This is a genomic window from Pseudomonas sp. NBRC 111138, from assembly GCF_001320835.1.
Lineage (GTDB): Bacteria > Pseudomonadota > Gammaproteobacteria > Pseudomonadales > Pseudomonadaceae > Aquipseudomonas > Aquipseudomonas paracarnis.
On the sequence record NZ_BCBO01000121.1, the window covers coordinates 1 to 21,282 of the forward strand.

Consider the following 21,282-nt stretch of genomic DNA (forward strand, 5'->3'; position numbering starts at 1 on the left):
GGGCGTCGGTACCAGGCCGCGCCCGGCACGTACCAGCAGCGGATCGCCAGTGGCTGCACGCAAACGCGCCAGGGCCCGGCTCATGGCCGAAGGGCTCAGGCGCAGGCGCTGGGCCGCGCGAGCGACGCTGCCTTCGGCAAGCAACACGTCCAGGGTGATGAGTAAATTGAGGTCGGGCATGGGGACTCCTTATCAGGCGTTGGACGCAGCTATAACCTGCAACCCCTGCGTCTTCCGCCATCTTAGGCGACGCCGTAGATTTGCGACAGGTGCATTCACTCAAGGAAACACGCATGCAAACCTCCACACGCGGCGGCCTGGTGGCCTTGTCGCTGTCCATGTTGCTGGCCGCCCTGGGCACCAGCATCGCGAATGTCGGCCTGCCCAGCCTGGCGCACGCCTTCGGGGCATCGTTTCAGGCCGTGCAGTGGGTGGTGCTCGCCTACCTGCTGGCCATCACCGCCGTGATTGTCAGCGCCGGGCGCCTGGGCGACCGTCTGGGGCGCCGGCGCTTGCTGCTGGCCGGGTTGCTGGTGTTTGCCCTGGCCTGCGCCGGGTGTGCCGCCGCGCCAACCCTGTCCTGGCTGATCGGCGCACGGGCATTCCAGGGCCTGGGCGCGGCGATCATGATGGCGATGACCCTGGGCATGGTCGGTGACACGGTCACGAAAGCGAATACGGGCCGAGTCATGGGCCTGCTCGGCACTATGTCGGCACTCGGCACGGCCATGGGGCCGAGTGTCGGCGGAGTATTGCTCAGCCTGTGGAGCTGGCGCGCGCTGTTTCTGATCGGCCTGCCCTTGGCGGGTGTGGCTGCCGCCCTCGCCTACCGTTATTTGCCGGCGGATGCTAACGCCCGCGAAGCTTCGCCAGGCGATACACTCTGGGCGCCCCTGCGCGATGCGCCGTTGCGCGCCGGCCTGGTCATGAGTGTTCTGGTGTCGGCGGTGATCATGGCCACGTTTGTGGTGGGCCCGTTCTACCTGTCCCGTGGCCTGGGCCTCGATCCCGCCTGGATGGGCTTGGCCATGGCCGTCGGGCCAACGGTCGCGGCGGTTACCGGTGTACCGGCGGGTTACCTGACCGATCGCCTCGGCAGCCAACGCCTGACCTTCGTGGGATTGAGCGTGATGCTGTGCGGGGCCCTGTTGCTGTCGCAGGCGTCCGGGCTTGGTGTTTATCTCGCGGCGCTGATCGTGTTGACAGCCGGCTACAGCCTGTTCCAGGCGGCCAACAACACGGCGGTAATGAGCGATATACAGGCGACACGCCGAGGCACAGTGTCCGGCCTGCTGAATCTGTCGCGCAACCTGGGCCTGATTTTCGGCGCCTCAGCCCTCGGCGCGGTGTTCGCCCGCGCCACCCCGGATGTCAGCCATGCCGCGCCCCAGGCGGTGGAAGTCGGCTTGCACGCCACCTTCGCCATGGCGGTAGGTTTGCTGTTACTGGCTGTGCTGATCGCCTGGAGACGCGCACATTCCCTGGCCAGCGCGAAGCAGACAAACGTTGACAAGCTAAAATCGTAACGACTATTGTCTGACAACCTGATCACCAAGGTTTTCCCATGCTTGAGCTCCAGCGCCCCGATTCGCTTGTCGTACGGGTTGTCAGCGCCATTCGCGCAGAAATCGAATCCGGCCAACTGGCCCCGGAGTCGCGCCTGCCGACCGAACAGCAACTGGCCGAACAACTCAACGTCAGCCGCTCCGTGGTGCGTGAAGCCATTGCCCAGCTCAAGGCCGACGGTGTGCTCACCGCCCGCCGTGGCCTGGGCTCGTTTATTTCGCAGACCCCTGCAGGCACGGTGTTTCGGTTTCCACAGCCCAATGGTCGGCGACCTGACCTGGCGCAAATGTTCGAAGTGCGCTTGTGGATCGAAACCCAGGCCGCTTCGATTGCCGCCCAGCGCCGCGACACCGCCGACCTGCAGCGCATGAAAAGCGCGTTGCAGGCCATGCAGGACAACCGCGACGACTTTGAAGCCGCAGCCCTGGCCGATGTGGAATTCCACCGTGCCATTGCCGACGCCAGCAAGAATGACTACTTCGTGGCCTTCCATGACTTCCTCAGGAGCCAGTTGGCCAGTGCGCGTAAAACCGCGTGGGAAAACTCGGCCTCGCGCTTTGCCACCGGTTCGGCCGACGCGACCCTGGAACATCAACAGCTCTACCAGGCCATTGCCGACGGCGACGCCCAGCGCGCCGCTGCCAGTGCCGAGGCGCACCTGCGTGCCGCGGCGCGACGCCTGCAACTGGAATTACCCACCACGAATTGATCCACCTTGTTTGCAGCGTGTCCGTGGACACGCCATTTTTTTAACAAAAACATTAGTCTGACAACCTGATAAGCAGACTGAAATGTACAGCCTAGGTACCCAGCAATGATTCATGACTTTTGCATTATCGGCGGCGGCATTGTCGGCCTGGCCACCGCCATGGAGCTGCTCAAGCGCCAACCCGGCGCGTCGCTGGTGATCCTGGAAAAAGAGTCGGTACTGGCCAGGCACCAGACCGGCCACAACAGCGGCGTGATCCATGCCGGCATCTACTACGCACCCGGCAGCCTCAAGGCCGATTTGTGCAAGCGCGGCGCCGAAGCCACCAAGCAGTTCTGCCGCGAACACGGGATCAAATTCGAGGTGTGCGGCAAGCTGCTGGTGGCCTCAAGCCCGCTGGAAATGCAACGCATGGAAGCGCTGTACGCCCGTGCCCAGCTCAATGGCATGCAGGTGGAGCGTTTGAATGCCGAACAACTGCGCCAGCGTGAACCGAACATCGTCGGCCTCGGCGGCTTGTTTCTCGATGCCACCGGGATTGTGGATTACCGCCAGGTGTGCGAGACCATGGCCCAGGTGATTCGTCGCAACGGTGGGCAGATCTGCCTGGAACGCACCGTCACTGCCATCCACGAAAACACCGATACGGTCACCGTCAACACCGAGGGCGAGACCTGGCAGGCCCGCCACCTGGTGGTGTGCGCCGGCTTGCAGTCGGACCGCCTGGCCCGGCTGGCCGGCATCCGCATCGACCATCAGATCATCCCGTTTCGGGGCGAGTACTTCCGCCTGCCCGCCGCCAAGAACAACATCGTCAACCATCTGATCTACCCGATCCCTGACCCGGAGCTGCCCTTCCTCGGCGTGCACCTGACCCGCATGATCGACGGCAGCGTCACCGTCGGCCCGAATGCCGTGCTGGGCCTGGGCCGCGAGAACTACCGCAAGTTTTCGGTGAACTGGCGCGACGTGGCGCAGTACGCCAGCTTCCCGGGTTTCTGGAAAACCCTCTGGCAAAACCTCGGTTCGGGCACCACCGAGATGAAGAACTCCTTGTTCAAGTCCGGCTACCTGGAGCAGTGCCGCAAGTACTGTCCGTCCCTGACCCTCGATGACCTGCTGCCCTACGAGGCCGGTATCCGTGCCCAGGCAGTGATGCGCGACGGCAGCCTGGTGCACGACTTTCTGTTCGCCCAAACCTCACGAATGCTGCATGTGTGCAATGCGCCCTCGCCGGCCGCCACCTCGGCCATGCCCATCGGCGCGATGATCGCCGACCGCCTGTTCCACCCCCAGTAACACCGCACCGCCCGCTCACCCAACAATAACTACAAAGACCAGAAGGAAGTCCAGCATGTCGGCATCCGCCTCCATCCCCGGTACCGAAACGCCCGAACAAACCCGCAAGCGCCTGCGCAAAGTCGCCGCGGCCACCATCTTCGGCTCGATGCTGGAGTGGTACGACTTTTACCTGTACGCCACCATGGCGGCGATTGTGTTTTCGAAGATCTTCTTCGATAACAGCGACCCGAAGACTGCCACGCTGATGGCCTTTTCGACCTTTGCCATCGGCTTTATCGCCCGCCCCTTCGGCGGCATCCTGTTTGGCTACCTGGGCGACAAGTTCGGGCGCAAGCAAGTGCTGGTGCTGACCTTCTGCCTGGTGGGCGTGTGCACCACCTTGATCGGCTTGATCCCCAGCTACGCCTCCATCGGCATCTGGGCCCCGATCCTGCTGGTGTTTATCCGCATCATCCAGGGCCTGGGCGCGGGTGCCGAGTTGTCGGGGGCGGCGGTCACGTCCTACGAGCATGCCTCCCAAGGCAAGCGTGGCAGCCAGGGCGCCTGGCCGGCACTGGGCCTGAACCTGGGCCTGTTGCTGTCCTCGCTGACCATTTACCTGCTGACCATCAACGGCAACGAGTTCCTGTTGGCCGGCGGCTGGCGCATTCCGTTTATCTGCAGCATCGTGCTGGTGGGCGTCGGCCTGTGGGTGCGCAACAGCATTCCGGAAACCCCACAGTTCGAAGCGCTGAGCAAGGAAAAAGCCAGAGCCAAGCCATCGCCCCTCAAGGCCTTGTTCAAGAACGACCTCAAGGGCCTCGCCGTGGTGTTTTTTGTCGCGATTGGCTACAACGCCCTGAGCTACATCTTCAAGACCTTCTCCCTGGCGTACCTGACCCAATTCAAAGGCGTGGACGTGCATGTCACCTCGCTGTCGGTGACCATCGCCAGCCTGGTAGCCATCGTCGCCGTGCCCTGCTTCGGCTGGCTGTGTGACAAGTGGAGCAGCAAGGCCGTGTTGATGCTCGGCGGGCTGTGCTCGCTGTTGTTCGCCTACCCGTTCCTGGCCCTGCTCAACAGTGGTGAAAGCCTGATGATTTACCTCGCAATCGGTGTGGGCACCGGTATCCTCGCGCCGATGATGTTTGCGCCCCAGGGCTCGTTCCTGAGCCGGCAGTTCCCGACGCAAACGCGCTCTTCGGGTTTTGGCACCGGGCGGGAAATCGGCACCGCCATTGCCGGTGGCCTGGCACCGCTGGGCGCGCTATCTATGGTAGCGGCCTCGGCCACCCACTCCACCGATGGCGTGGTGGTGATCCTTGCGATTTCTGCCTTGTTGGTGGTGGTGTTTGCCCTTTGCGATCAGGGCGCGAAACACTCGGCATTCAAGAACTGAGCAAAAAAGTTCGGACCAACGGGTGCATGGATGCACCTGGATCGCGCATCATGGGCACTTTCAAGCTCAAGGGTAACGTCCATGCGCGTTCTGTCATTGATGATGGGTCTTGCGACGCTGGCCGCCACTACGGTGTTCTGCGCCAGCGCGATGGCGAATGAAGAAAGTCAGTTAGTCCAACAGATCAACCAATACCGCAGCCAGGTGCAACGCTGCGGTGACCAGGGTTCCCAGGAGCTGCCGCCGCTGACCAGCGATACACGGCTGGTGTTGCCGGCCTCCAATGTCGGCGATTTGCAGCAGTCGCTGGCGCGGGCTGCGTACCCGATGGTGAACGTGCAGGCCATCAGCCTGTCCGGTCCCAAGGATGCCGAGGCTGCGATGAAAGCGGTACGCGAAAGCTTCTGCCGCGTAGTGCTCGATCCGCAATTTGTCGACATCGGGGTCAGCAACAGCGGCCAGGACTGGCGCATCGTGCTGGCTCGCCCGTTGGTGACCAGCGGCCTGGGCGATTGGCAGACCGAAGGCAGAAAACTGCTCGACCTGATCAACACCGCCCGTGCCGAGCCGCGCCAGTGTGGCACCCAGGCGTTCACCGCCACGGCGCCCCTGTCGTGGAACGACACCCTGGCCGGCGCTGCCAACAGCCATACCCGCAACATGGCCAACGGCAATTTCTTCGACCACCTGGACCCCGACGGCCGTACGCCCGGCGACCGCGCCGAGTTGGCGGGGTATATCGCGAAGAATATTGGTGAAAACATCGCCGCCGGCCTCGACACGCCGCGCAAGGTCGTCGACGGTTGGCTCGCCAGCCCCGGCCACTGCGCCAACCTGATGAACCCGCAATTTCGCGAATTGGGTGCCGCCTACGCCATGGACCCCAAGAGTGACGCGGGCATCTATTGGACGGGCTTATTCGGCACGCAATAAGGTTGAGCGCCGGCCCAACCCGGCCAATAATGACGGCGTGCAAATAGACAATGAAATCAAAGTGCTATCAGGGAGATAATTGCGCTGAACTGAATGCGGTCATTCCGGTCTGTTGCTAGTCGGCCTGACTCTTCAAAGCTAAACAATACGTAGCAAGCAAGGTGTGAACCCCATGATGAATTGGCTGCAAGGCAGCAGCGAAATGGCAGAGCGGGTTCGTCAGCACGATTGGGCCAATACGCCCCTGGGGCCACTTGAACACTGGCCCGATGTGTTGAAGACAACCGTTGCGCTGTGCTTCGCGTCGAGTTTCCCCCAGGCCATCGTCTGGGGGCCTCAGTTGATTACTCTCTACAACGACGCGTTCACGCCGATCCTGGGTAGCAAACCCGACGCCTTGGGCCGCCCGTTCAACGAGATCTGGCACGAGGTGTGGGACGATATCAGCCCTATCGCCGACGCCGCGTTCGATGGGCACGCCACCTATATCGAAAACTTCCCGCTGTTGATCCAACGCAACGAAGCGCCGGAACAAGCCTATTTCACCTTTTGCTACAGCCCGATTCGCAATGCCCAAGGCGTGGTGGTCGGTTTGCTCGACACGGTGACCGAAACAACCGCCACGGTATTCCTGGCCCGTCGCCTGGCAGTGCTGGACGCCATCGGCAACAGCGTGGTCAATGCCACCGACGCCGAAACCATCCTGACGTCTACGACCCGCCTGCTGGCCGAACATCTGCAGGTATCCATCTGTGCCTACGCCGACATGGACGAGGATGAAGATGGCTTTACCATTCGCGGTGACTGGTCGGCGCATGGCTCGCCGAGCATCATCGGGCATTACAGCCTCGCGGCGTTCGGGGAATGCGCGGTCAACTGCCTGCGTGCCGGCGAGCCACTGGTGATACGCAATAATCTGATCGAGTTGCCGCCCCATGACGCCGCGAGCTTCCAGGCACTGGGGGTGACAGCCACTATTTGCATGCCGTTGATCAAAGACGGGCGGCTCACCGCGCTGATGGCCGTGCACGACAAACTGCCGCGCTTTTGGTCATCCTATGACATGGCGCTGGTGGGCGAAGTCACCGAGCGTTCCTGGGCGCATATCGAGCGCGTACGCGCCGATGCCGCCGTGCGCGAGGGCCTGGCCGCCTATACAGAGCTCAATGCCAGCCTGGAACAGCGCGTGAATGAGCGTACCCATGCGCTGGCCGAGGCCGAAGCCGCACTGCGCCAGTCACAGAAGCTGGAGGCCATCGGCCAACTGACCGGCGGCGTCGCTCATGACTTCAACAACCTGCTGACCATTATTCGCTCGTCGGTGGACTTCCTGCGCCAGCCCGGCCTGTCCGAGGAGCGTCGGCAACGCTACATGTGCGCGGTGTCCGACACCGTCGAGCGGGCCAGCAAGCTCACCAGCCAACTGCTCGCCTTTGCCCGGCGCCAACCACTGAACCCGCAGGTGTTCGATGTCGGCCAGCGCGTGCAAAATATCGGCGAGATGCTCGAGAGCGTTACCGGTGCACGCATTCATGTGCAGGTTAAATTGCCCGATCAGCCCTGCTATGCGCGCATCGACCCCAGCCAGTTCGAAACCGCACTGATCAACATCGCCCTCAACGCCCGCGATGCGATGGACGGCCAGGGTACCCTGACCCTCAAAGTCGCCAGCGAGCAAACGCTGCCACGTATTCGTGGGGATGCCGAGTCGTGCATGCCCTACATCACCATTTCCCTGGCCGACACCGGCAGCGGGATTCCCAGCGACACCTTCGAGCGCATCTTCGAGCCGTTCTTCACCACCAAGGCCGTGGGCAAAGGCACCGGCCTGGGCCTGTCGCAGGTATTCGGCTTTGCCAAGCAGTCAGGCGGCAATATCGATGTGGCCAGCACCCTCGGCCAAGGCACGGTGTTTACCTTGTATCTGCCGCAAGTCGAAGGCGAAGCGGCGCCGGATCAACACACCCCTGCAGATCTGCCAGCGCCGCAGGAGGCGGCTCATCAACATGTGCTGATCGTTGAGGACAACTTAGAGGTGGGACGCTTCGCCAGCCAGATCCTCAAGGACCTGGGTTACCAGACCACCTGGGCGACCAATGCCGAACAGGCGCTGAACCTCGCTGGCAATGACGTCCAGGGGTTCGACGCGATTTTCTCCGACGTGGTGATGCCCGGCATGACCGGCGTGGCCATGGCCAGGTTGCTGCGCCAGCGCCGCCCCGACCTGCCCGTGGTACTCGTCTCTGGCTACAGTGAGGAACTGGCAGACAGCGGCTACGAAGGCTTTGAGTTCCTCGCCAAGCCCTACTCCGCCGACCAAGTTGCGCGGGTGCTGGCAAAGGCGATGTGCAAGGATCAGTCGACGACCGCCACCTGATTGCGACCCGATGCCTTGGCCTGGTACAGGGCCTTGTCGGCGCTGTTCATCAAGGCGTTCAAATCCAGAGGCTGAGTGCAGGTCGATGCTACGCCCAGGCTTGCGCTCACCCCTTGTACCGGGTCGGCGGGCAAATCATGAATCGTCTGGATCAACTCCTCGGCGATGCTGCGTGCGGTCTCCAACGAGGTATTGGGCAGCAACACCGCAAACTCTTCGCCCCCCAGGCGACCGTAGATATCGGTCTGGCGAAAGGACGCACTGATCACTGCGCCAATCTGGCGCAACACCTGGTCGCCGGCCTGGTGGCCGTAGGTGTCATTGATGGCTTTGAAGTGGTCCATGTCCATCATCAATGCACACAGCGGCTGCTGCTCGCGAAGGCACTGGGCATACAGCAATTGGGCCTGTTCGTAGAACGCCCGACGGTTCATCAGCCCGGTCAGTTCATCGGTCTGGGCGGCACGGTTGGAAATATGATGAGCGCGCTCCATTTGCCTCGTCAGACGGAAGGCTTTTTCCAGGGCATCGGACAGCTTGCGCGTCGCACCGACCACAAACGAAGCAAACACCAGCACCGCCAGCGCCACGCCAACCTGCATCGGCGAAGGCTGAAACAGCATCCATACCGTGCAGGGAAGCAACACCAGCGCCATCGAGCCCAGCGTCATGTAGCGATAGGCTGAATAACAGGACACCGCGCTGACCGACATGCCCACGGTAAACAGCATCACCAGCACCTGGGACAAGCGGTCATCGACCGGCATCACCGCCAGCGCCCCGCCGCCCCAGATACCCGCCGACAGCATCAGCGTGACCCAGTAGTGGCGCTCCCAACGTGCGGGTGTGCGCCCCGCGTCAGGGCAGCGAAACCATTGCACAAACAGATGCAGGCGCACCAATGACGAGCCCGCCAGCAGTACCAGCCACACCAGGATGACCTGCTGATCGAAGCGATCCCAGCACAGCCAGCAGAGCATGACGGCGCCCAGGTAGCTGCCGAAGATCGCCGAGAATGATTGACGAAAGAGCTGGTGCAAACGGTCGGTTCGCACCTGCTCTTCGATGAGGTGACCCTGATCTTGCCCGAGGCTATGCATGGGGTTGGCCTGTTTGACCGGCGACGGCAAAGGCGCCATTGTGGCACCTTGCCAGCAAGCCGAACAGCGGCATACGCTGCGCTAGAGCGTTTCAGGCTCTTGAGGTCGCAAAATGAGCACGCCCAGGGGCGGCAGGTTCAACGACAGCGACACCGGTTGCCCATGGCGCGGCTCATCCTGGGTAAACACGGCCCCGCCATTCCCGTAATTGGAGCCCGCGTAGGTATCGGCATCACTGTTGATCACCTCACTCCACCGCCCGCCAAACGGCACACCGACTGCGTAGCCTTCACGGGGCACCGGGGTGAAGTTGGCAACCACCAACACCGGCTTGCCGTCCTTGCTCCAGCGCAGCCAGGCGTAGACGCTATTGATCGCGTCATCACCGATCAGCCATTGGAAGCCCTGGGGCGCATCGTCCTGTTCGTGCAGCGCCGGCTCTTCGCGGTACAGACGGTTCAAATCGCCTACCAGCTTCTGCACCCCACGGTGCTCGGGGTACTGCAGTAAATACCAATCCAGTTGCTGATCGTGGTTCCACTCGCGCCATTGGCCAAATTCGCAGCCCATGAACAGCAACTTCTTGCCGGGGTGCATCCACATGAAACTGAGGTAGGCGCGCAGGTTGGCAAATTTCTGCCAGCGGTCGCCGGGCATCTTGTCGATCAGCGAGTGCTTGCCGTGCACCACCTCATCATGGGAAATCGGCAGGATAAAGCGCTCCGACCAGGCGTACACCAGCCCGAAACTCAGCTCGTTGTGATGATGGGCGCGGTACACCGGGTCTTGCTGGATGTAATGCAGGGAGTCGTGCATCCAGCCCATGTTCCATTTGTAATTGAACCCCAGGCCACCCTGTTGGGTAGGCTGGCTGACGCCAGGCCAGGCCGTGGACTCTTCGGCAATCACCAAGGCGCCCGGGGCTTCAAGGGCAACCACGTCATTCAGGTGCCGCAGGAAGTCGATGGCTTCCAGGTTCTCGCGACCGCCATGGCGGTTGGGCACCCATTCACCGGCCTTGCGCGAATAATCGCGATACAGCATGGAGGCCACTGCGTCCACGCGCAGGCCATCGACGTGGAAATGCTTGAGCCAGTGCAAGGCCGACGCGAGCATGAAACCGTGGACCTCGGTGCGGCCCAGGTTGTAGATCAGCGTGTCCCAGTCCTGGTGAAAGCCTTCCAGGGGGTTGGCGTATTCGTACAGCGCGGTACCGTCAAATTGCGCCAGGCCGTGGGTATCGGTGGGGAAATGCGCGGGTACCCAATCAAGGATCACGCCGATATCGGCCTGATGGCAGGCATTGACGAACCAGGCAAAGTCTTCCGGCGAGCCAAAGCGAGCACTGGGGGCAAACTGGGATAACGCCTGATAGCCCCAGGAGCCACCAAAGGGGTGTTCCATGATCGGCATCAGCTCGATATGGGTGAAGCCCAATTGTTGAACGTAAGGAATCAGCCGCTCAGCCAGTTCGCGCCAGCCATATTGACGGGCAACTTCACCGGCCTCGTCCAGCTCGCACTGCCAGGACCCCACATGCAGCTCGTAGATCGACAACGGCGCAGTGGTTTTCTGCTTGTCTCCCCGCGATTGCATCCACTCATGGTCCTGCCAATCCACTTGCAAAGGTGCGGCGACCTTCGAGGCGGTGTCCGGCGGCAGTTGGGTGGCCAACGCCACAGGGTCGGCCTTGAGCGGCAAAATGCCGTGGGCACCGAGAATTTCATACTTGTAGGCCGCGCCCGGCTGCAAGCGTGGGATGAAGATTTCCCACACGCCCGATGGATGGCGCAGGCGCATCGGGTGGCGGCGCCCGTCCCAGATATTGAAGTCGCCCACCACCGAAACCCGCCGTGCGTTCGGCGCCCAGACGGCAAAGCGCACGCCTTGCACGCCGTCGACGCTGACCACCTGAGCCCCCAGGCAGTTGCCCAGGTCACGGTGATTGCCTTCGGCAAACAGGTACAGGTCCATTTCCCCCAGCAGCAATTGGCTGAAGCTGTAGGGATCTTCGGTGATCTGCTCACCGCCGGCCCACTGGATTTTCAGCAGGTAGGGCTGGCGAGTGCTGAAGTGCCCAATAAACAGGCCTGGCACCTGGGTGGCATCGAGGCTGCCAAACGGCTCACCTGTGTCACGCGCCAGTACCTGGACACTCAGGGCCTCGGGCAGGAACGCACGGATAAACTGGCCGCCCTGCTCGTCATCATGGGGCCCCAGGATCGAAAAAGGATCGGGGTGCTCGGCGCGCACCAGCGCATCGACGTCCTTGGACGCCGGCAATGCAGTCAACTTGGGCTGCAGCGGTTCTCTCTGTGTAAAACTCATGACGTCTCCCCACCGCGTACAGGTTTAGATATAGGTGTCAGCCCGCTCAGCAAGCCGTGCAGCCCTTGCAGGGGCACCGGCAGCCAGCTCGGGCGGTTTTCTGCTTCGTAGGCCACTTCGTACGCGGCCTTTTCCAGGCTGAACAAGGTCAGCGCTGCGTCTTGGCCGTTGGCATCCTGCCAGTCATGCGCCAGTGTAGACGCAGCGGCCTGGTAAGCCTGGGTAAATGCTACGCGGGCTTCATTCAGGTAGCGGTCGGTCACACGTTTACGCGCAGCGTTCGCTTCTGGCGTGTGATCCACCCCCTGCACATTCAGCGCCATGGCCGCGGCATAATCGAAGGAACGCAGCACACCGCTCACATCTTTATAAGGGCTGTGTTTGCCGCGCCGCTCATGCAGCGGTCGCGCCGGTTCGCCCTCGAAGTCGATCAAGTAGGCATCGCCCTTGACCACCAATACCTGGCCCAGGTGCAAGTCACCGTGGACGCGAATGCGCAACCCGCCCACCGTGGCTTTGGCCAACGCCTGAACATGCGCCGCGATGGCTTTTTTCTGCGCCAGTAATTCACTGACCAACGCCTGGTCGGCGGGGTTCAACTGGCTTTGATTAAGCTTGAGCAACTGCAAGGCGCGGTCGATCTGGGCGCCGACATCCTGGGCCCAGGCTTGGGTGTCTTTGGCTGTGGTGGGTTCGGGTTTGAAAGCCTTGTCGGCGGTTGGCGCACCCAACACCAGGTGCATTTCACCCAGGCGCTGACCGAGCAAACCGGCAAAATCCGCCAGTTCGCCGAGGGCGTTGTAATGCTGTTCCTGTTCAGAGATCGCGTCGGCCAGCTCATCGCGGATCGCCCGCTCCAGGTTGTTCTGGGTCCAGCTCCAGGCATCGCCCTGATTGCTCAGGTAACCCTGGGCAATCATCAGCAGGTTGTCCTGCCCCTGCCCGTCGCGGCGGCTCATAAAGCCCAACAGCGGCGAGATATTCGGGTAGCCGGCGGCGGTCAGGTAGGCACTCATTTCCAGCTCCGGGTGCACACCGGCGCTGACTTTACGAATCAGCTTGAGCACCAGGCTGTCACCGACCACCACCGAGCTGTTGGACTGCTCGGCAGACAAATAACGCACCGGCGATTCACGGGTCAGTTGCAGTGCAGCCAAGTGCTCAGTCGCCTCGAACCGCAGATCGCCGTCAGGGGTATTGAGCACGGTGCCGGCCTGCATGGCCTGGATCACCTCAAGGATAAAATGCTCAAGGCTGAAGGCATCGGTCACCAAACCTACCTGACGGGTACGTCTCACTCGGGCCAAAGCCAATTGCTGGGGCAAGGCGCTGGTGAACTGGTCTTCGCCAAGGAAGCCCAAGGGCAGTTGGTAGCGGCTGACCTGGCCAGCACTGGTCACTTCGATCTCACTGAGCAACACCGGATGCTGCGGGTCGCCAAAACGCACGCCATAAGCGATGTGCACCGTGTCGATTGCCGTATCTTTGCCGGCAAACCAGCGACGCTTGGGCAGCCAGGCGGGCAGTGAAGTCTGTTCCAGGCTGGTGCGGCAAGGTTCTTCCAGTAACTCTTCCATGCGTTTTTTCAGTACCAAAGTGGTGAAGTCGGGCATGCTTTGCGCCGGTTCCACATGCCAGCTGGGCATCTGGTTTTCCGCTGCCAGCACGAACCAATAGAAACCATAGGGCGCCAGGGTCAGCAGGAAATTCAGCTGACCGATCGGCGGGAAGGCATTACCGCCGAGCATCTCCACCGGCACCATGCCGGCAAAGGCCGACAGGTCCAGCTCCGCCGCCTGGGCGCTGCGCGACACATTGGCTACGCACAGGATGATCTCGGTGTGGCCGTCTTCGCCGGTGTATTCACGGGTGTAAGCCAGGATGCGCCGGTTAGTCGGCGAGAGCATCTTCAGGCAGCCACGGCCAAACGCCTTGGACTGCTTGCGCACTGCGAGCATGCGCCGGGTCCAGTTGAGCAATGAGTGCGGGTCCTGGGCTTGGGTCTCGACGTTGACCGACTGGTAACCGTATTGCGGGTCCATGATCGGCGGCAACACCAGGCTGGCCGGGTCGGCACGGGAAAACCCGCCATTGCGGTCGATGGACCATTGCATGGGCGTGCGCACGCCGTCCCGGTCGCCCAGGTAGATGTTGTCGCCCATGCCGATTTCATCGCCGTAGTACAGGGTCGGCGTGCCCGGCATCGACAGCAACAGGCTGTTGAGCAATTCCACCCGCCGACGATCCCGCTCCACCAGCGGCGCCAGGCGTCGCCGAATGCCCAGGTTGATACGGGCGCGGCGGTCTGCGGCGTAGTAGTTCCACAGGTAGTCGCGCTCTTTGTCGGTGACCATTTCCAGGGTCAGCTCATCATGGTTGCGCAGGAAAATTGCCCACTGGCAGTTGGCGGGAATCTCCGGGGTCTGGCGCAGAATGTCCGTGATGGGGAAGCGATCTTCCTGGGCCAACGCCATGTACATGCGCGGCATCAGCGGAAAGTGGAACGCCATGTGGCATTCATCGCCGTCATCACCCTTTCTGTCGCCAAAGTACAGCTGCGTGTCTTCGGGCCACTGGTTGGCTTCGGCCAGCAGCATGCGGTCGGGGTAATGGGCGTCGATCTCGGCGCGGATCTGCTTGAGGACGTCGTGGGTTTCCGCCAGGTTTTCGTTGTTGGTGCCGTCCCGTTCGATCAGGTAGGGAATGGCGTCCAGGCGCAGGCCGTCGATGCCCAGGTCGAGCCAATAGCGCATCACCGACAGCACCGCTTTCATGACCTGCGGGTTATCAAAGTTGAGGTCGGGTTGGTGCGAGTAAAAGCGGTGCCAGAAGTACTGGCCGGCCACCGGGTCCCAGGTCCAGTTGGACTTTTCGGTGTCGAGGAAAATAATGCGTGTGCCGTCGTATTTCTGGTCATCATCCGACCACACGTAGAAGTCCCGTGCGGCCGAGCCTGGCTTGGCCTTGCGCGCGCGCTGGAACCAGGGGTGCTGGTCGGAGGTGTGGTTGATCACCAGTTCAGTGATCACGCGCAGCCCGCGTTGGTGGGCTTGGGCAATAAAGCGCTTGGCGTCGGCCATCGTCCCGTAGTCGCTGTGCACGCCGCGGTATTCGGCAATGTCGTAGCCGTCATCACGCCGGGGAGACGGGTAGAACGGCAGCAGCCAGATGGTGTTCACGCCGAGGTCGGCGATGTAGTCGAGCTTGGCGATCAGCCCGGCAAAGTCACCAATGCCGTCGTTGTTGGAGTCGAAATAGGATTTGACGTGAACCTGGTAGATCACCGCGTCTTTGTACCAGAGCGGGTCTTTGATAAAGGTGGCTGCCTTGGGTTTCTTGGCCATTGCAAACTCCTGAAAATACAAAGTTCTCGAGGATCGTTCCCACGCTCCGCGTAGGAACGCAGCCCCGGACGCTCCGCGTCCCAAGCGCGACGCAGAGCGTCAAGCGAGGCATTCCCACGCAGAGCGTCAAGTGAGACGTTCCCACGCAGAGCGTCAAGTGAGACGTTCCCACGCAGAGCGTGGGAACGAGCACTCAGGATGTACTGATGCGCCAGATCCCGAACGGCATCTGCGGCTCCAGCCGGGTCCATTGGGTCTTGCCGTACCAGGTCCAGCGGTGGCCGTTCATCAAGTCTTCGCCCTGGGTCTGGGCATCGTCGGGCAAGCCCATCTCCCACAGCGGCAATTCAAAGTGGGCTTCCTGGGCGTTGTGCGGGTCGAGGTTGACGGCGACCAGAATGAAATTGCTGCCGTCTTCGCTGCGCTTGCCGAAATACAGAATGTTGTCGTTCCAGGCGTTGTAGAGCTTGAGCCCCAGGTGCGTGTGCAACGCCGGGTTCTGGCGGCGGATGCGGTTGAGCTGGGCGATCTCGGCGATGATGTTGCCCGGCGCGGTGAAGTCCCGAGGTCGGATTTCGTACTTCTCCGAGTCCAGGTATTCTTCTTTGCCCGGCACCGGCGCGGCTTCGCATAACTCAAAACCAGAATACATTCCCCACAGGCCCGAGCCCATCGTGGCCAGCGCAGCGCGGATCAGGAAGCCTGCGCGCCCGGACTCATGCAGGAAACCCGGATTGATGTCCGGCGTATTGACGAAAAAGTTCGGGCGGTAGCACTCACGCCAGGGCGACTGGTTCAGTTGGGCAAGGTACTCGCTCAGCTCAGCCTTGGTGTTGCGCCAGGTGAAGTAGGTATAGCTCTGGGAATAGCCGACCTTGCCCAGGCGCGCCATCATCGCCGGGGTGGTGAAAGCTTCGGCGAGGAAGATCACCTCCGGGTACTTTGCACGCACGTCGCTGATCAGCCACTGCCAGAACGGCAGCGGCTTGGTGTGCGGGTTGTCGACGCGAAAGGTCTTCACGCCCTCTTCCACCCAGCCCACCACGATGTCACGCAGCTCGGTCCACAAGGTGGGGATGGCATCGGCCGCATAGAAATCGACGTTGACGATGTCCTGGTACTTTTTCGGCGGATTTTCCGCGTATTTGATCGTGCCGTCCGGGCGCCAGTTGAACCAACCCGGATGCTGTTTGAGCCACGGGTGGTCCTGGGAGCACTGGATGGCGAAATCCAGGGCGATTTCCAGGCCGTGGTCGGCAGCAGCCTTGACCAACCGGCGGAAATCATCGCGAGTGCCCAACTGAGGGTGAATAGCCTCGTGACCGCCCTCCTCACTGCCAATGGCGTAGGGGCTGCCCGGATCATCAGGGCCGGCGGTGAGTGAGTTGTTCTTGCCCTTGCGGTGGCTACGGCCGATGGGGTGGATCGGCGGGAAATACAGCACGTCGAAGCCCATGTCGTGGATCATCGGCAAGCGTGCGTGCACGTCGTTAAAGGTGCCGTGCCGCGCCGGATCGTCGGTGATCGAGCGGGGAAACAGCTCGTACCAGCTGGCAAATTGTGCGGCTTCACGTTCCACGTCAATCGGGTAGGCGGGGCTGACGCTCAAATAGGCGCGATGGTCGGCCTGGGTCATCAGGTGTGCACTGTCTTCGTGCAGGAACAACGCCACCTGCTCGGTTTCCAACAGGCCGGAAAGTTCATGGTGCAACAGCATCAAGCGGTCACGCAGTTCGTTGTCACTGCGTTCGGCGGCCTGCAGCACCAGGCTACGGCCCTCCTGCAACTCCAGGCTGACCGGCACGCCAGCTTCATGCTTCTTGCGCAGTTCGTAACAGAAGCTGGCAAAGGCGTCGATCCAGGCTTCGATGCAGTACTCATGGCGGCCTTGGTGGGCCACGGTAAACGCGCCCTCCCAACCGTTGTTGCCGATATCCAGCATGACTACGCTGTGCCAGCTTTCGTCTCCCAGGGCGCGCCAGCGGATCAACACCGCCAGTTTATCGTGGCCATCGGCGAACACTTTGCTGGTGACATGAACCCGCTGGCCCACCACCGCCTTGACGGCAAACTCCCCGTTGTCGATGACCGGCATGGTGCTTTCGATCGCGATCCTGGGTAGCAGCAGCGCCTGCGACAACGGCAGCACGGAGTCTTCTGGAACCAGTGTTTCGGCAGTCATCGAGCAGCTTCCCCTTACGCCCTTTGGACGCTCTTTGCTTGATACGAATTCAGGTACGGCGACGCTATCCTTGAGCTGGGCCGTTTAAAGTCCGAGCCTGGGCGCTGTCCAAAAGTTCAGGTGGATATACCACCCTTGGGCGGGAATCATTTCCAGCAGGCAATGGTCCACCGATAGAGCAAAGCACAAACGAGGCCATACCCATGAGCATCCCGACACCTCCTGAAACCGAAGATCCGAATATCGACGCCCCCCCATTGCCTCCGCCCGAACCGGAACGCGATCCTGAACAGGAGCCGCCTGAAAACCAGCCGCCACCGGTGCAGGAACCGCCCACGACGATGCCGCCGGTTATTGCCTGACTCACAGACACGCAAGCACTTGCCCGTGAAAGTATCGCGGGCAAGCGCTACTGAGCTTTCCTACTTCAATCACCGACAATACCGAGATCCCGCTCTTGATGAACAAGATAGATTCAGTCTCCCGTACGCTGCCTCGCCCCCTTGCCGGCCGCAGACTATCTTGTCCATTAAGCGAGTACCTTCTATGCGCACCTCACTACTGCCCCCGTTCTCGGATGTTCACGGCATCCAACAACCGCCAGTCAACGATCATCGGGAAAAACTGAACGATCTGTTCAGGGCCGGCCCAAGCGCAATCATGCGCAGGAAAGAGCCTGACACGCCCGCCTCCGCCCCTTCCGGGGCGCCGCAAACCTTTACCTTGCCCAACCCTGCCCCCTCTGCGGACGTAGAGCCGAAGACGGCCGGTGCCGACGCCACCCAGCTTGCCCAACTTCGTGCGCTGACCAGCCAGCAGAACATTACCAATATGCTGCGCGCGCCCAACTCACACGAGACCTCCGGGCAGGTGACCACGATCCGAAGCCTGTTAAGCAGGGAAAACGTCAAATCCTTGCTGCACGGCCCGGATGCAGACGAAGCGCGCAAACTGATTACCGATGTGAAGGAGCGTTTAGGTCAATCAAGCCTGCAGATGATTCATGACCGATCCTCACATATCGAGGACCCGGGCTTGAGCCTTGAAGAAATTCGCGAGCGCACCTCCACTCTTGATCCCGAGGCAGGTTTCAACTGCGCTATGCAAATCGAGCGTGATCTACGCGTTGAGAAGCTGTCTGCCATACAGCGAATGCGGCAAAGTACGCCTCTGGCTTCAGCCCTCTTCGATATCGGCAAAGAGGCGGACCTCGGCAACCCACCCCCTCAACCGGATAATCCACCGCCCCCGGCAGAAAGCCTCACACACAACAACAAGCTCAGGAATGACAATGGTCAGACCTTCACCTTCCGTAATACCCGTGAATCAAGTTTCGACGCGCCTGAGCAAGTGATGGATTTTGACCACCACAGAGACAAACTCGATGTATCGGCAATTAGAAATCAACTCGGCAACACGCCATTGAAATTGGTAGGAAACTTCTCGGGAGTCAGTAGTGAGGTACAGATTCACTATAGCCCGGCTCACAATACGAGCGTGGTGATGATTTCCGGCAACCCGGGAGAGTCGCCGTTTGTGGTGAAAGCCTTCGGTGAGGTGAGATACGGCAACCTCATCACGTAACCCGCGTCACTCATCCTTCTCCAGCAGCTTGACGATCCGCGGCATCATACTGAATACCGCCAGGGCCAGCAGCGTACTGAGCACCGCCGTCGATTCACGCCCCATTCCCGCCGCAACCCCAATGGCGGCGGTCATCCACAACCCGGCCGCGGTGGTCAGGCCCTTTACATGCTGGCCCTCCTCGTCTTCCTTGCCCTTGAGGATGGTGCCAGCGCCGAGGAAGCCAATGCCCGCGATGACCCCTTGAACCACACGGCTCATGGCATCCGCCTGGCTGCCGGACATCTGCGGCACCAGCACAAATAGCGCGGCGCCCAGCGCCACCAGCATATGGGTGCGCACTCCGGCCGCCTTGCCCTTGTGTTCACGCTCAAACCCCAGGATGCCGCCGAGGATCGCCGCGATCAGCAGGCGCACGGTCACTTGGGTGAGTTGCCGGGCATCGCCAATGTCTGCGAATTCGGCTTGCAGGGTTTGCCACGCCAGATGCCACCAGGCCTCCATGGATGCGCTCCTTTTTATTATGGATAGATAAAGGATGGACAGCGCAGACCGCCAGTCAGTTGCCTGGAACCCGTGCGCATGGCGGCCGCCTAACGCTGCATAGCCCACAAAACGGAGATTGTCATGACCGTACGCATCGAAAATCATCTGTGCTACTTCACGCTCGACGACAATGGCCAGGAACAAAGCCTGCCAGCCACACGGGTGACCGTCCTGACCGATCACGACAAAGCCATGTCTTATCTGGAACTGGCAGGTTCGCGCATCTACATCACCGAAGCCGAGGCGGACGCGCTGACGGTTGAAGGCGCAACCGATGGCCGTGAGCATGTAAAGGCGGACCAACCTGGTTCGGTGATTTAATTGATCTGCATCATCAGACCCGCTCAACCCCTGCACCCCTATGCCCATGGGGTGCAGCAGATTGACGCACAAGAACGCTTCAAGCTGATCTGATCCGCTTTTTATCACCCCACCTGAGTCTGTTATGCAAACAGTCTGTCGCCCATAGTTCGTCGGCCTGATGGAGGCTGATGAGCGAATGACCATGAGCGAACGAATCCCAACCGTGGAAACCTTTGAGCCCATTCACCCCAAGAAAGTGAAGGCCAAATCCAGCGACAACCTGATCCATACCCGCAGCTTTACCGGCTTGTTTCGCACCCTGCGAGTGGGCGGTGCCGGCCTGCTGTTCCTGGCTTTTTTCGGCACCGTGTGGCTGAACTGGGGTGGGCGCCAAGCCGTACTGTGGGACCTGGCCGAGAGCAAGTTCCACATTTTTGGTGCGACGTTCTGGCCCCAGGACTTCATCCTGCTCTCGGCGCTGTTGATCATCTGCGCCTTCGGCCTCTTCGCGATCACGGTATTTGCCGGCCGCGTATGGTGCGGCTACACCTGCCCGCAAAGCTCGTTCACCTGGCTGTTCATGTGGTGCGAGAAGGTGACCGAAGGTGAGCGCAACCAGCGCATCAAACTTCAGGCCGCCCCCTGGAGCCTGAATAAGCTGGCGAGGCGCTCGGCCAAGCACACATTGTGGCTGGGTATCAGTGTGTTGACCGGGCTGACGTTTGTGGGCTACTTCACCCCGATCCGCCCCTTGGCCGCCGAACTGTTGACGTGGCAGATCGGTGGGGTGAGCCTGTTCTGGGTGCTGTTTTTCACGGGCGCCACCTACATCAATGCCGGCTGGCTACGCGAAGCGGTGTGCATGCACATGTGCCCCTATGCACGGTTCCAGAGCGTAATGTTTGATAAGGACACCCTGACCATTTCCTACGACACCACCCGCGGCGAGCATCGGGGCCCGCGTAAACGTGACGTGCAGCCAGCCGAGGTTGGCCTTGGCGATTGCATCGATTGCCAGCTGTGCGTTCAGGTTTGCCCCACGGGAATCGACATCCGCGACGGCCTGCAAATGGAATGCATTGGTTGTGCGGCCTGCATCGACGCCTGTGATTCGATCATGGACAAAATGGGCTATGCCCGTGGCTTGGTCAGTTACACCAGTGAGCATCAACTGCAAGGTGGCAAGACCCACCTGCTCAGGCCGCGCCTGATCGGCTACAGTGCCGTGCTGCTGGTGATGATCGCGGCGTTGGTGGTGGCGCTGATTGAACGGCCGATGGTGTCGCTGGATGTGACCAAAGACCGAGGTATGTTCCGTGAAAACAGCCAGGGGTTGATCGAAAACATCTACAGCCTCAAGGTGATCAACAAGACCCAGCAGCGCCAGGACTACCGCCTGGAACTGGTGGATGCCGAGGGGTTCCAGCTGCAAGGCAAGACCCAGGTCAGTCTGGCTGCCGGGGAAATTGTCGATATACCGGTGTCGGTAGCGTTGCTGGCGGACACACCGGCCAGCAGCTCTCAAACCCTGCGTTTTAAAGTCACTGATGTGGATGAGCCTTGGATTTATACCGCTGCTGACAGCCGCTTCGTTGCGCCCTTGAATCGCTGAACAACGATAGAGATCAAC

Annotated in this window: 16 protein-coding genes; 10 read left to right on the forward strand and 6 right to left on the reverse strand. The window is 61.2% G+C overall.

Annotation, left to right across the window (positions count from 1 at the left end; translation table 11 throughout):
- Positions 1–180, reverse strand: a 180-nt coding sequence (locus tag APH41_RS21670; RefSeq protein WP_156359080.1) for a LysR family transcriptional regulator, incomplete at its 3' end; no start/stop codon positions are given.
- A gap of 113 nt (positions 181–293) precedes the next feature.
- Here APH41_RS21670 and APH41_RS21675 point away from each other — a divergent pair.
- The 6 genes from APH41_RS21675 to APH41_RS21700 all read left to right on the forward strand — a co-directional run bounded on the left by APH41_RS21675 (position 294) and on the right by APH41_RS21700 (position 8,265).
- Entirely contained in the window at positions 294–1,526 is a 1,233-nt protein-coding gene (locus tag APH41_RS21675; RefSeq protein ID WP_054921404.1) for an MFS transporter, read from the forward strand.
- 38 nt (positions 1,527–1,564) lie between these two features.
- Entirely contained in the window at positions 1,565–2,275 is a 711-nt protein-coding gene (locus APH41_RS21680) for a FadR/GntR family transcriptional regulator (protein ID WP_054898701.1), read from the forward strand.
- Positions 2,276–2,380: 105 nt separating this feature from the next.
- Positions 2,381–3,574, forward strand: a complete 1,194-nt coding sequence (gene lhgO, locus APH41_RS21685; RefSeq protein WP_054898702.1) for an L-2-hydroxyglutarate oxidase — start codon at positions 2,381–2,383, stop codon at positions 3,572–3,574.
- Positions 3,575–3,629: 55 nt separating this feature from the next.
- Positions 3,630–4,955, forward strand: coding sequence for an MFS transporter (locus APH41_RS21690; protein WP_054921406.1), 1,326 nt, complete (start codon positions 3,630–3,632; stop codon positions 4,953–4,955).
- 81 nt (positions 4,956–5,036) lie between these two features.
- Positions 5,037–5,888 carry a CAP domain-containing protein gene (locus APH41_RS21695; RefSeq protein ID WP_054921410.1) on the forward strand — a complete coding sequence of 284 codons (852 nt, stop codon included), beginning with the start codon at positions 5,037–5,039 and terminating at the stop codon, positions 5,886–5,888.
- Positions 5,889–6,060: 172 nt separating this feature from the next.
- Positions 6,061–8,265, forward strand: a complete 2,205-nt coding sequence (locus tag APH41_RS21700; protein WP_054921412.1) for an ATP-binding protein — start codon at positions 6,061–6,063, stop codon at positions 8,263–8,265.
- On the opposite strand, the gene APH41_RS21705 is transcribed toward APH41_RS21700, so the two are convergent.
- From APH41_RS21705 to APH41_RS21720, 4 genes are all read right to left on the reverse strand, one after another.
- Positions 8,244–9,404 carry a diguanylate cyclase gene (locus APH41_RS21705; RefSeq protein WP_054921414.1) on the reverse strand — a complete coding sequence of 387 codons (1,161 nt, stop codon included), beginning with the start codon at positions 9,402–9,404 and terminating at the stop codon, positions 8,244–8,246. The two genes, APH41_RS21700 and APH41_RS21705, sit on opposite strands and share 22 nt — an antisense overlap.
- Positions 9,405–9,446: 42 nt before the next feature.
- Complete coding sequence (gene glgB / locus APH41_RS21710; RefSeq protein WP_034127633.1) at positions 9,447–11,693, reverse strand: 1,4-alpha-glucan branching protein GlgB; 2,247 nt, start codon at positions 11,691–11,693, stop codon at positions 9,447–9,449.
- Positions 11,690–15,037, reverse strand: a complete 3,348-nt coding sequence (treS, locus tag APH41_RS21715) for a maltose alpha-D-glucosyltransferase (RefSeq protein WP_054921416.1) — start codon at positions 15,035–15,037, stop codon at positions 11,690–11,692. Before treS ends, glgB begins: the two co-directional genes overlap by 4 nt.
- A 193-nt stretch (positions 15,038–15,230) precedes the next feature.
- Positions 15,231–17,219: an alpha-1,4-glucan--maltose-1-phosphate maltosyltransferase gene (locus APH41_RS21720; RefSeq protein ID WP_054921419.1), complete on the reverse strand. Its 1,989-nt coding sequence runs from the start codon at positions 17,217–17,219 to the stop codon at positions 15,231–15,233.
- 203 nt (positions 17,220–17,422) lie between these two features.
- Between APH41_RS21720 and APH41_RS29115 the strand changes: the two genes are divergently transcribed.
- Both APH41_RS29115 and APH41_RS21725 read left to right on the forward strand, forming a co-directional pair.
- Complete coding sequence (locus APH41_RS29115) at positions 17,423–17,581, forward strand: hypothetical protein (protein WP_164919357.1); 159 nt, start codon at positions 17,423–17,425, stop codon at positions 17,579–17,581.
- 184 nt (positions 17,582–17,765) lie between these two features.
- Positions 17,766–18,803, forward strand: coding sequence for a M10 family metallopeptidase C-terminal domain-containing protein (locus APH41_RS21725; protein WP_054921422.1), 1,038 nt, complete (start codon positions 17,766–17,768; stop codon positions 18,801–18,803).
- A 6-nt stretch (positions 18,804–18,809) separates the two neighbouring features.
- Here the strand turns inward: APH41_RS21725 and APH41_RS21730 are convergent, their stop codons facing one another.
- Positions 18,810–19,307, reverse strand: a complete 498-nt coding sequence (locus APH41_RS21730) for an MgtC/SapB family protein (protein ID WP_054921425.1) — start codon at positions 19,305–19,307, stop codon at positions 18,810–18,812.
- A gap of 123 nt (positions 19,308–19,430) precedes the next feature.
- Between APH41_RS21730 and APH41_RS21735 the strand changes: the two genes are divergently transcribed.
- Positions 19,431–19,670, forward strand: a complete 240-nt coding sequence (locus tag APH41_RS21735) for a DUF3203 family protein (protein ID WP_054921427.1) — start codon at positions 19,431–19,433, stop codon at positions 19,668–19,670.
- A gap of 184 nt (positions 19,671–19,854) precedes the next feature.
- Positions 19,855–21,264 (forward strand): cytochrome c oxidase accessory protein CcoG, encoded by a 1,410-nt coding sequence (gene ccoG, locus APH41_RS21740; RefSeq protein ID WP_034127668.1) that lies wholly within the window; start codon positions 19,855–19,857, stop codon positions 21,262–21,264.
- Positions 21,265–21,282: the final 18 nt, after the last annotated feature.